Source organism: Herbinix hemicellulosilytica (assembly GCF_002904165.1).
Lineage (GTDB): Bacteria > Bacillota > Clostridia > Lachnospirales > Lachnospiraceae > Mobilitalea > Mobilitalea hemicellulosilytica.
Map to the genome: position 1 here is coordinate 1 of NZ_CVTD020000029.1, position 11,649 is coordinate 11,649.

General features: G+C 32.9%; 12 protein-coding genes and 1 tRNA gene. 9 read left to right on the forward strand and 4 right to left on the reverse strand.

What is annotated here, in order from left to right; all coding sequences use genetic code 11:
* Positions 1-52: 52 nt before the first annotated feature.
* Positions 53-123, reverse strand: a tRNA-Gly gene (locus tag HHT355_RS12880).
* A 196-nt stretch (positions 124-319) separates the two neighbouring features.
* Here HHT355_RS12880 and HHT355_RS13825 point away from each other — a divergent pair.
* A complete protein-coding gene (locus HHT355_RS13825) occupies positions 320-1,189 on the forward strand; it encodes a peptidoglycan DD-metalloendopeptidase family protein (protein ID WP_242967683.1) in 870 nt (289 codons plus the stop codon).
* Positions 1,190-1,271: 82 nt separating this feature from the next.
* Here HHT355_RS13825 and HHT355_RS12890 read toward each other — a convergent pair whose 3' ends face one another.
* A complete protein-coding gene (locus HHT355_RS12890) occupies positions 1,272-1,784 on the reverse strand; it encodes a transcription repressor NadR (RefSeq protein WP_103203857.1) in 513 nt (170 codons plus the stop codon).
* Positions 1,785-1,934: 150 nt separating this feature from the next.
* On the opposite strand from HHT355_RS12890, the gene HHT355_RS12895 reads away from it, so the two are divergent.
* From HHT355_RS12895 to HHT355_RS12935, 8 genes are all read left to right on the forward strand, one after another.
* A complete protein-coding gene (locus tag HHT355_RS12895; protein ID WP_103203858.1) occupies positions 1,935-2,204 on the forward strand; it encodes a hypothetical protein in 270 nt (89 codons plus the stop codon).
* Position 2,205: 1 nt separating this feature from the next.
* On the forward strand, positions 2,206-3,123 hold the full coding sequence (locus HHT355_RS12900) for a M15 family metallopeptidase (protein ID WP_242967684.1): 918 nt from the start codon (positions 2,206-2,208) through the stop codon (positions 3,121-3,123).
* A 151-nt stretch (positions 3,124-3,274) separates the two neighbouring features.
* Complete coding sequence (dnaX, locus tag HHT355_RS12905; RefSeq protein ID WP_103203859.1) at positions 3,275-4,852, forward strand: DNA polymerase III subunit gamma/tau; 1,578 nt, start codon at positions 3,275-3,277, stop codon at positions 4,850-4,852.
* Between the two features lie 173 nt (positions 4,853-5,025).
* Positions 5,026-5,379 carry a YbaB/EbfC family nucleoid-associated protein gene (locus HHT355_RS12910; protein ID WP_103203860.1) on the forward strand — a complete coding sequence of 118 codons (354 nt, stop codon included), beginning with the start codon at positions 5,026-5,028 and terminating at the stop codon, positions 5,377-5,379.
* Positions 5,379-5,978, forward strand: coding sequence for a recombination mediator RecR (gene recR, locus HHT355_RS12915; protein WP_103203861.1), 600 nt, complete (start codon positions 5,379-5,381; stop codon positions 5,976-5,978). Before HHT355_RS12910 ends, recR begins: the two co-directional genes overlap by 1 nt.
* Positions 5,979-7,378: 1,400 nt before the next feature.
* On the forward strand, positions 7,379-7,687 hold the full coding sequence (locus HHT355_RS12925) for a hypothetical protein (RefSeq protein WP_103203863.1): 309 nt from the start codon (positions 7,379-7,381) through the stop codon (positions 7,685-7,687).
* Positions 7,688-8,000: 313 nt separating this feature from the next.
* Positions 8,001-8,189: a hypothetical protein gene (locus HHT355_RS12930; protein WP_103203864.1), complete on the forward strand. Its 189-nt coding sequence runs from the start codon at positions 8,001-8,003 to the stop codon at positions 8,187-8,189.
* Positions 8,173-10,575 carry an AAA family ATPase gene (locus tag HHT355_RS12935; RefSeq protein ID WP_103203865.1) on the forward strand — a complete coding sequence of 801 codons (2,403 nt, stop codon included), beginning with the start codon at positions 8,173-8,175 and terminating at the stop codon, positions 10,573-10,575. The genes HHT355_RS12930 and HHT355_RS12935 overlap by 17 nt, the downstream gene beginning before the upstream one ends.
* A gap of 173 nt (positions 10,576-10,748) precedes the next feature.
* Here HHT355_RS12935 and HHT355_RS12940 read toward each other — a convergent pair whose 3' ends face one another.
* A complete protein-coding gene (locus tag HHT355_RS12940; RefSeq protein WP_020458089.1) occupies positions 10,749-10,958 on the reverse strand; it encodes a hypothetical protein in 210 nt (69 codons plus the stop codon).
* A 77-nt stretch (positions 10,959-11,035) separates the two neighbouring features.
* Positions 11,036-11,452: a four helix bundle protein gene (locus HHT355_RS12945; RefSeq protein WP_011838016.1), complete on the reverse strand. Its 417-nt coding sequence runs from the start codon at positions 11,450-11,452 to the stop codon at positions 11,036-11,038.
* Positions 11,453-11,649 lie beyond the last annotated feature (197 nt).

Below are 11,649 nucleotides of genomic sequence, written 5' to 3' on the forward strand. Positions count from 1 at the left end.
CAAAGAGCCATTAAAAAAAGGTACTATGCTTAATGCATAGTACCTTTTTTTAAGCGGATAACGGGAATCGAACCCGCATCACAAGCTTGGGAAGCTCGTGTTTTACCACTAAACTATATCCGCATCACATAAATAATTTTATTACTTTAATCAAAAAAGTCAAGAAAAAGTATGTGACAAACGATTAAAAAAAATGCAAATGGAAATATTAATTAGGTAAGTTGAGATCTTTTAATTTTAGAGAGAATTTTATAATCCGGAAGCGACTGAGGAATAAATACAACAATATCTGAGAAGAATATTACTAGAGGTGAGAACAGTGAAAAAAATTGCTGAGTTTTTCAAAGAGAAAGGCTATTATGTGTTATTATTTGTCGGTATCATCGCTATAGCTGCAGTAGCGCTCATTGGTTCCAACTTATCCTCTAAAGTTGAGGATGACAATAATGATTTTGTGGATCTTAATGAACCGGATACTAACATAGCAGCCGAGGATGATGAGAATCTTCTGGCAGATAATAACGACACATCGGATCAATTGGCTAATAACGATCAGACAAGCCAGGTATCCGAATCTACTGAAGACGGTCAAGAGGTAGCTGACAATGACAGTCTTTTGGAATTTGACGTGTTTACTGAAGAAGAAGAACAAGGAATTGATTTGGCAGAAATCGATGAGCCTGTGCAGGCAGCGGATGTTAAAAAGGATATAAAAGAGCAGCCTAAGGCTGTAGAAACTGCCGGTACTACTGTTCAGAACGTGACACCTTTAAGCTTTGATGTTGAAAAGGGACTCCTTTGGCCGGTGGATGGCAATGTAATCATGAATTACAGCATGGATCATCTGACTTATTATGCTACCCTTATGCAGTACAAGGTTAACCCTGCAATCGTTATAGGTGCTGAGGTTGGTACGGAAGTTAAGGCAGCAGCAGATGGAATAATTACAGATATATATGATGATCCTGTAACCGGTTTAACAGTTACCATGGATATAGGAGACGGATATTCACTGCTTTACGGTCAGCTAAAGGATGTCAATCACAAAATCGGGGACAGAGTTGCTGAAGGTGAAGTAATCGGAGCGGTTGATGAACCTACAAAATTCTATGTAGTTGAAGGAAGTAACCTTTACTTTATGGTGAAGAAAGACGATCAAACCGTAAATCCTATGTTGCTTCTTCGATAAAGGATGATGAAATGAATTTCATAAAAAGAAAAAGAAAGGACATGTCATATAAGCATACATGTTCTTTCTTTATGTTGATATTTTAATCGAGGATGTATTTTTTTTGCCTTAAGGCATCAACTACTCTGTCAAGAGTTTCTTCATCATCGGCTTCAATAGTGTGATGATGATATCCTGCTGTTAGTTCCTTTAAGGGAACTATTTTTTTCTCTTTGACCTTTTTTACAAAATCATATACATCGCTTCTGTTTCTTATTATAAGTTCGGTGGCTATCTGACCGTATATTTCATGAATTACCTGAACATCCAGGACACGGCCACCGTTATCTACTATGGTACATAATTCGTCTTCGATTTCGTCGGTAGAATGTTTGACATTTATTACCCTGGTATACTTCGGCTTGTTATCCTGATATAATATATATCCCTTTGTAGTCGATATGATATTGTAATCAGATGCGCGCAAAAGAGCTATATCCTGGACAATAACCTGTCTGCTTACGCCTAACATTTTTGACAGTTCACTGCCGGATACGGGTGTACTGCTGTCTTTAATTATCTGCAAAAGTTTTTCTCTTCGCTTATTCCCGTCCATCTGATAAACCCTCTTATTTTTATTACTACTTTTATTTTTGTATTTGTTTAGCTATAATAGAATGAAAGCAGGGTAGCTTCAAATATAATTATATACATGAAAACATTGATTCGCAACGTTTTTCAAATTCTTTATTAGAGAGGAAATATTATGTTTCGTTTATGGGCAAAAATAATAAAAGATAATAAAATTATTAAAGATATGGTGGTATCAAATGACAGCCCTGATCTTAGAAGGACTCAAAAAATATTTTCTGCTATTGATGATATCTGCCATAACTTTGATTTATCAAAGCCTATATGGCTTGATTCAAATATAAACGATTTTAAAAGGCATGACAAAACAAGGTTTAACCAGGATAATTTTATAGAAATTATTGATTTTGACTACCTTGAAATACAGGTAATAGAGGAGGATTAGCGTGGGCAGGAGAATCTTAATATTATTATGGATACTCCCCCTGTGTTTTTTTATGGGATCATGCAAAAAAAATGATACCAATGATAATTTAATCACAATAAATAGTGATATGTATATAGATGAAAATGATAAATATAATGGGGTCATGGAAATGACCGAGGATAACATGAAGAATATAGACAATGGTAATAATGATGAGGTAATTGCTGCTGGGAAAACCAATGTTTTAAAAGATATAGAAGATACGTTAAATACTGAAGATACGATAAATAATATTAAGAAACTTTCTGCAGGAACAGTAATTAATGTTACCGAATTTGGCAGTGAAATAATTGATTCTTTATTTTATTTTCAGGAACTGGACCGGAGTATAATTGACCGCATATACGGAAAATCGTATAAAGAAAACTGCGATGTACCATACAGTGATTTAAGATATGTACGGGTCCTTCATACGGATTTTGAAGGCCAGACCCGTATAGGAGAACTGATAGTAAACAAAGCTATAGCTCAGGATATAGTCGATATTTTTAAGGAGTTATACAGTATCTCATATCCCATAGAGAAAATGCTTTTAGTTGATGAATATGATGCCAACGATCTAAAATCTATGGCAGATAATAATACGTCGGCGTTTAATTTCAGGTTTGTTGAAGGAACTACAAGGCGCTCCAACCATAGTGACGGCCTGGCTATAGACATTAATCCTTTGTATAATCCTTATGTCCGGACCAAAGACAATAAACTTGAGATTCTACCTGAAAACGGCGCGGAGTATGCAGACAGAGATAAGGATAATATCTATTATATTAAAAAAGATGACCCCTGTTATAAGGCATTTATAAACAGAGGATTTACCTGGGGCGGGGAATGGAAAAACAGCAAGGACTATCAGCATTTTGAGAAAATTAATAACTAGACCTGCTATAATAAATTGTAATATTGAAATATGTATCCTAACACCTGATGTGACAGGGTTAAGTAATTGATTTTAAAAAACTACAATGATATAATGAAACGGTACCAAAAATGGACAAAACCTTTGTTCCCAATAAGAAAGGAAGCAACATATGTCGTACACGGCTCTTTATCGGAAATTTCGTCCCGATAATTTTAATGATGTAAAAGGCCAAGATCATATAGTTACAACATTAAAAAATCAAATAAGATCCGGCAGGATAGGCCATGCCTATTTGTTTACGGGGACCAGAGGAACCGGAAAAACTACGGTGGCAAAATTGTTTGCAAAAGCCGTAAATTGCGAAAACCCTCATGAGGGCAATCCCTGTAATGAGTGCAGGACTTGCAGGGGCATCATTTCCGGTACGTCCATGAATGTGATAGAGATAGATGCGGCTTCCAACAACGGTGTGGAAAATGTCAGGGAAATAGTTGAGGAAGTTAGATATTCCCCGACGGAAGGAAAGTATAAGGTATATATTATTGACGAGGTTCATATGCTTTCTGCCGGAGCTTTTAACGCTCTTTTAAAGACTATTGAGGAACCGCCTTCATATGTAATATTTATCCTTGCGACTACGGAAGTCCATAAGATTCCGGTTACAATATTATCACGGTGCCAGAGATATGACTTTAAACGTATCAGCATTGAAACAATAGCAAACAGGCTTCGTGAACTTATGGATATAGAAAACATAGAGATAGAGGACAAGGCTCTTAAGTATATTGCCAGGGTTGCCGACGGCTCCCTAAGAGATGCCTTAAGTTTGCTTGACCAATGCATCTCATTCTATCTCGGAAAGAAAATAACTTACGACAACGTTCTGGACGTTTTGGGAACGGTAGACACCAAAGTATTTTCAGATTTATTACAATGCGTAAAACGCCAGGACGTATCCGGCTGCATAAGGATACTGGATGATATTGAAAGCAACGGCCGTGAGCTTTCACAATTTGTCACAGACTTTATCTGGTATCTAAGAAACCTTTTACTGGTTAAGACAACTGAGAATGTCAGTGACATTATTATAGATATGTCCACCGAGAACCTGATGCAGCTTAAGGAAGAAGCCCAATCGTTTGATGAAGTTGTATTAATGAGGTATATCAGGGTATTTTCTGATTTGGCAAACCAGATCAGATATGCGTCAAGAAAACGAATTTTACTGGAAATAGCACTTATTAAACTTTGCAAACCTCAGATGGAGCAAAGTTATGAGGCCCTGATAAATCGCATAAAGATACTGGAAGAAAAGCTGGAAAAGGGTGTAGTGGTGGCGGCTGATAATAAGAAAGCTGCAGCACCTGTTCCCATGCCTGAACCGGAACCTGAAGAAAAGCAGGAAATACTGCCGGAAGCTCTTCCGGAAGATTTAAAAGCTGTGGCAAATAACTGGAAGGGAATAATAGGGCAGATTTCTAAAAAAGCGCCGGCATTAGCTTCGGTTCTTAACGGGTCTACCTTAAGTATAGACGAATCAAAAGGGCTTGTAATTGTTGTAGCCGACCCTCTTGATAAGGAACTGGTGGACAGGGAAAACCATAAGAAAGTCATAAATGATGTTATAGCTAAGACAATAGGCAAACAGACAACAATCAGCGTCAGATGCCTGGATAAAGATAAAGAGAATATGAATGATTATGTGGACCTTACTAAATTGATTAAAGCCCCAATATATTATGAGTAAAAGCTGATGATTTGTTGATATGAATTAATATAAATGCATTAAAATCAAATGCTTTTAAAACTTACAATTTAAATATCCTGATTTTCTTATAGTAGAAAATCAGGCTTCATATTATAATATTAGGCAGACAAAGAAAATTTAGACTACGTAAAATAAGGAAAGGAGCTTATCTGATGGCAAAAAGAGGAGGATTTCCCGGTGGGGGAATACCCGGAAATATGAGCAATCTGATGAAACAGGCACAGCGTATGCAAAAGCAGATGGAGGAGAAGGCTAAAGAGTTAGAAGAAAAGACCTGGGAAGCCAGTGCAGGCGGCGGTGCTGTAACTGTTACGGTTTCGGGAAAGAAAGAAATTGTATCTGTTAAGATTTTACCTGAAGTGGTTGATCCCGACGATGTTGAAATGTTGGAAGACCTTATTGTTGCGGCTACCAATGAAGCTTTAAGATTAATGGAAGATGAAACTTCCAAGGCATTTGGACAAATTACAGGTGGATTAGGAGGATTGGGAGGCTTCCCGTTCTAATGGATTACTATGGCAGTAAAATAAGCAAGTTAATAGAGGAACTGTCAAGACTTCCGGGTATCGGGACAAAAACAGCCCAAAGGCTTGCTTTTCATATTATAAATATGCCGGAAGACCAGGTAGAGATACTTTCAAATGCAATTTTAGATGCCAAGAAAAATATCCGTTATTGTAAGGAATGCCTTACAATAACAGATAAAGAGTTATGCCCTATCTGTTCTTCGCCAAACAGGAATAAAAAGCAGATTATGGTTGTGGAAACTCCTAGGGATTTGGCGGCATATGAAAGAACCGGAAAATATGACGGGGTCTATCATGTTCTTCACGGGGCTATATCCCCTATGCTCGGAATAGGCCCAGGAGATATAAAGCTTAAAGAACTTATGACAAGGCTTCAGCAAACGGATGTGGATGAAGTTATAATTGCGACCAATTCCAGCCTGGAAGGTGAAGCAACCGCCATGTATATAAGCAAGCTCTTAAAACCCGCAGGCATAAAGGTAAGCAGGATAGCCAGCGGTATTCCCGTAGGCGGTGATCTGGAATATATAGATGAGGTAACACTTCTTCGCGCCCTGGAAGGCAGGGTGGAGTTGTAAGTGATGTATTTTTGCTGTCTACATCAAATAAACTCCTTTCATTTTTCAAATGTTTGAGAAGGAGTAAATAAAGTACTTTTAGGAAACATGGTTTATTAGGGAGAAGAAAAGCCCAGTAGGCCATGTTTTTTGTTTAGAAGTTTTAAGGGATAAGGAACAAGGAATAAGGTTAAAAGCCAGATAAATCAATGGATTAGAAGATTAAATGGAATTGAAAATGGAAGGGAAAATGGACAAAATCCCCCCTTAATCCTCCCCCCTTAACCCTTTTCTCTAAAAGCACTTTATTTTCATTTTTTGCCCTAAAAATTGAGGAATGAAAGGACTTTAGGAAGTAAGGAATAAGGAAAAAGGAATTAAATGGGGAATTGGAAGAGAATAACAAGCCAGTGTTTTCAAGGGTTTGAGGGCTGTCTATAAAAGGACTTTATTTGAAAAGGGAAAGAAGTTTGTTTGAGGTGCATATAGTTAGGATTGAGGAAAAAGGGGTAAGGAAATAGGAAAAAATTTTGAAAGAATTTAGGCCATAATTAGTTGTTGTAAAAATAAAATAAAGTAGTTGTAGTGAAAGGAATAATGAATCAGGGAAAGTATTGATAATACAAGGTTTAGATAAGGTTTTAGGATAAAGGTATATGGTATTTAGAGGGAAATCATGAAAGTACTTTATTTACTTTTTCTATACAACATAGGCCTTTTTTTCTGTTTCAAAAAATAGCATGGTTAAAATTGTAAGAAACAAAAAAGTCCTTTTATCGCAGAAAAGTAGTTGCAAAAAGAAAATAAAGTTCTTGTATTAGGAATTTGTCCACATTTTATGAAACAGGGATAGAGATAAAACATATAAAATAAAGCATAAATGTGGATAAAAGGAAAAAGGAAAAAGGACATTATTTTATTTTTACAAGAACTTAGTGTATTTTTTCTGTTTCAGAAATTGTAATTAATGAATTGAATTCTGAAAATAAAAAAGTATTATAAAGGACGATAAAGTTCTTTTATTTTTAAAATAAAGTTGTTATATTGAAAAGTTTAAGAAATAAGGGGAAACATTGAAAATGCGAGGCTTGATATGGGTTCGGAGTATAATAAGGCTGGTAATCATAGGAAATTTATACAACGACTTTATTTGCATTTTATATAGAACATACGCTGTATTTTCTGTTTCAAAATATAAATATAAAAAATTTTTGAAAAAGAAAAATAAAATTGCAAACGATAAAGTTCTATCAGAATAAAAATAAAGTTGTATCATGAGATGAATGTTTTTTTTATAAACTGTTAATAAATACTACAAAAGCATTTGCTGGCATTGAAATAACAATAGGAATTATGCTATATTGGAAATAAATAGAGAGGCTTATGAGTATGAATAGGTTTCATGTGAAAGGGTGAAAGTTATGGAAAGAAAAAAAGTCATAACTTTTTCGGACAGGTTTTTTAGTAATTTAAGAGAATTTGGTTTGGATTTTAATAAAACAAAACAAAATATCTTTTCCCACATTGAGGAAAAGGAAAAAGATTTAAGTTTGGATAAAAGGATGTTATTTTATACGCCATATATAAATGAAGGCAAAAAATATATGCTGGTTGGATATGCAACTAAAAAAGAAAAATCTATTCTTATAGAAGCCACCAGCATATGGGATAGAGGGTTTAATCCTGAAGACATAATTGTTAAAGAAACAAATATTAGAATTATTAAATAGTAAAAGATAAAATCAAGAGTGGTTTTTAGGTATAAAACGATAAAACGTAAATATTTACTAAAAAACAAGTTCTAAATGTAAAAAACTATTTGGATTATTGTAAGAGAAAGAGTTTATTTGATGCTTATACAGAAGTTAAAAATGAGAGTGTAAGAGGAGTAAGGAGATGGTAAAAGATATGATTACAATATAATATTATAGATAAGATATCATTTATGTGGTTTTTTATGGAAAATGAAGGGATTTGGAAAATTATATCGAATTTTATATATAAATGTGTTTTTATCACTAACTTAATATAGGGGGGATTGAAATGGATGATAAATCTTTTGTTGCTGAAATCCTGAAAAAAACTATAGAAAAACTAAACTCACAGCAAGATTGGTCTGATGAGTATAGTGGAATTTTCAAAGATTTATTTGAACAGGGAAAATATGATAACCAGGAGGAGATATATAGGTCTATTAGGCAGGTGATTAAAAACCATGATAAGAAGTATTAATATTGAAAATCTAAGAGGAATTAGGTTTAATACAAATATTGATTTAGATAATAAATCTCTAATTATTTTTGGTGAAAATGGAAAAGGAAAAAGTTCAATTGTTGATGGAATTGAATATGCAATTACTGGGGATATTAAGCATATTTCTTCAACATGTAGAGAAGTATCATTAAAAAAACACGCCCCTCATATATACGCAGATTTTCAAGAGATAAAAGTTGAAGTGGAATTTAGTGATGGAAGCGTATTATCTAATTATAAAGAGCCTGAGAAAGGCACATTGGCATATAGAATAAGAAATAGTAAATTAGGAAACATAAATATTTTAAGACGCTCTCAACTGTTAGATGCTATTTCTGCCCAACCAAAAGAAAGATATGATTTGTTAAAGCAATTTCTGCCACTTGCTGAAATAACAAAATTTGAGAATGCTTTAAAAGGAGTAGTTGATAAGTTTCAAGGGGAAGTAAATAATCTTAAAACAGAAATTGAAAATCATATGAGGAACATTCAGGCTGCTCTTGACATAAAGGATTTAGGTTCTGTTACTTCTGATAATATCTTCTCGATACTTGTAAATAGAGGTAAACAGTTTAACATAGAAGATATAAAAGACTTTAAGGAAATACCGGAATACATAAAAAAAGTTGATAATTATATTGAGTGTATGGGAAATATAAATCGAGATGTAATTATTAGGAATTTTTTGAATTTGCTTAATGAACTAATTGATAAAAAATCACCTGAACTGTTTGCAAAAGCGATTTATGATAATATTAACACAAAACTTGATTTGGTTCAGAAAAAGAAAGTTGTTTTTTACGAGGAATTTCTCACTACAGGTATTCAATGGTTACAGGAAGAAAACAAATCACTATGTCCATTTTGTGAAAGTCCGATAGATGTACCAAGTGTTATAGAAAGAGTAAAGAAGAGAATAAATGAGAATTCGGAGTATTCAACACTTAAAAAGGAGTTTCAAAGAGATTATAGTATATTGCAGTCAGAACTTAAATGGTGGGAAGACAATCTAGACAAGATTAGAAATATAAACAAAAAAATTAATGATGAAAATATTGAAAATTTATGTAAAACAATTGAAGATGATATCGAGAATTTCAAGAAATTAGTTCCTAATAGCATACAAGAAATCATTATTGTAAAGAATTTGCCAAATTGGAATGAATCTATTTATAAAAATGCTATTCATCTAAAAAATGAGTATAGTAACAAAGTACTTCCAAAGGATGCCGTGTTATTACTTAACGAAGCAATTAAATTTAAAAATGATTTAAAAATTGTATATGACAACATTGTACATATAAATAAGAAAACTAAAGAAAATACTCTTTTAAATAAAAAATATAAAATTGCTAAGCAATTTTATGAGGAATTGGTTCGCCAACGTAAAAATTCCGTACAAGAAATTTATGATGAAATTAAAAATGATATTAATAGTTACTATAGTAGTATGCATTTTGAAGAGGATATAGGTGATATTGATTTAAAAATAAAAGATTCTTCAAGCAAGGGAAGTGTCATAATAGAAGCAAGTTTCTATGAAAAGAGTGGTGAGGACCCGAGAGCATATTATAGTGAATCACATCTTGATACTTTAGGATTGGCAATTTTTCTAGCATTATATAAGCGAGAATGTTCAAAAAATAAAGATTTAAGATTATTAATATTAGATGATGTGCTTACATCTGTTGATGCGGCACATAGAATCAATATAATAAACCTTATTTTTTCTGAATTTAAAGAACACCAATTAATTATTACAACTCATGATATTGTATTATATAAGGAAATCCTTGAGTTAGAAAAATTATATGGAGGAAATAACAAGTATAGAAATATTGAGATATGTGAATGGACAAAAGATAGGGGACCTATATTAGATGATACTAAGTCAGAAATTGAGAAGTTAAGGGAACATTTAACTAATCCTCATACAGATAAAAATATTCTTGCTTCTGCTACTGGTACTTTTCTGGAACTAGTTTTATGCAAATTAAGGTACTCTTTGGAATTATCAATCCCTGCAAAATATCAAGATAAATATACCATTGTGGATATTTGGGATAACTTATACTCTAAATTAAAGAAGAATAAGGAATTTTATAGGTTAAATTCAAAGGTATTAGATTCCATCAATGTTTCTAAGTTTATTAGAAATATAAGTGGGTGTCATTATAATGAATGGGCTCAAGGAGTATCCAAGGATGAAATAAAACAATTCACAAATAATGTTATACGGTTTTATGAGATAGTATATTGTAGCATTTGTAACTCCTTTATAAAAAAGAGTAATGATAATGAAGATTATCAATGCAATTGTTCGAGATTGCAATATAATAAAAAAGACCAATTATTAATTTCATAATTTTTGAATTTATATATGCATGAAATTATATACTTTATTTATAGTTTAATAATCACATCTATCAGATTTGCAAAGCAAGAATTTCGGACATACAATAATAAACTAATAAAGAAAATTACTAGTAAGAATACTAAGAACAACGGAGTGTTAGAATAACTCCGTTGTTAAATCGCTTAACTATTATCTGCCAATTTACACAATTCATCCCAACTTAGATTCCTAAAATCAGTTAAGTTTTTGCATATGTCATTTCTTATTTTTTTATGTTTTGTCATATAATCTTTTCTTATGGTTATATAAATGTAGTTTTTCGTAAAGACAAATAGATAGCCGTCTTTACTTCCTAAGTTACCAACCCTTGCAAAGCCTTTTACATTATTCATGAAAAAATCATCTCCTTTCTACTTTTAGTATAACAGATGTTTATTGGTATTTCTTTTGATAACGAATAATATACAAATTAATCAAGAATTTTAGAATGACTGTAATCTGAATCATTACCCAATTCCAGTTTTAACCTTTTTATGTAACCATAAAGCATTTTGATAATCTCAATCAACTTTTTATCTAAAGCATCATATTGTTCTTTATTTATATAGCCACTCTGATGGGCGGTAAGAAGATGGTTTCTAACTTCTCCTGCGCTACCTAACGCAGCATTTGCATGAAAGAGTTCTCTTTTAATAAATAATTGGGTGTTTCCTTCGGCAATATTTGCTCCTATACTCCTAACAGCCCTTACTAACTGGTCTGTAAGCCTATATTGCTCATAACTCGGAAACCCTTTAACCAATTCTCCTATTTCCTGTTCCAATACATTCGCCTTCTGCCAAACCTTAAGCGTCTTAAAATCCTTTATGAGTAAATTTTCAGACATATAACTCATCCTTTCAAATCAATTTTTTACATTATATAAAGGGTTAGGGATAAGTCAAATTCTGATGTTAGAATTTTTATAAAGTAATTACTGAAGGGTAAAAGGGTTAAGGGGCTTATAATACATTATTAATCCTTAGTCCATGTACCTCGTGCCTAATACCCTAAACTAGTTTTTGTCGCTTAAAAATCTATTTA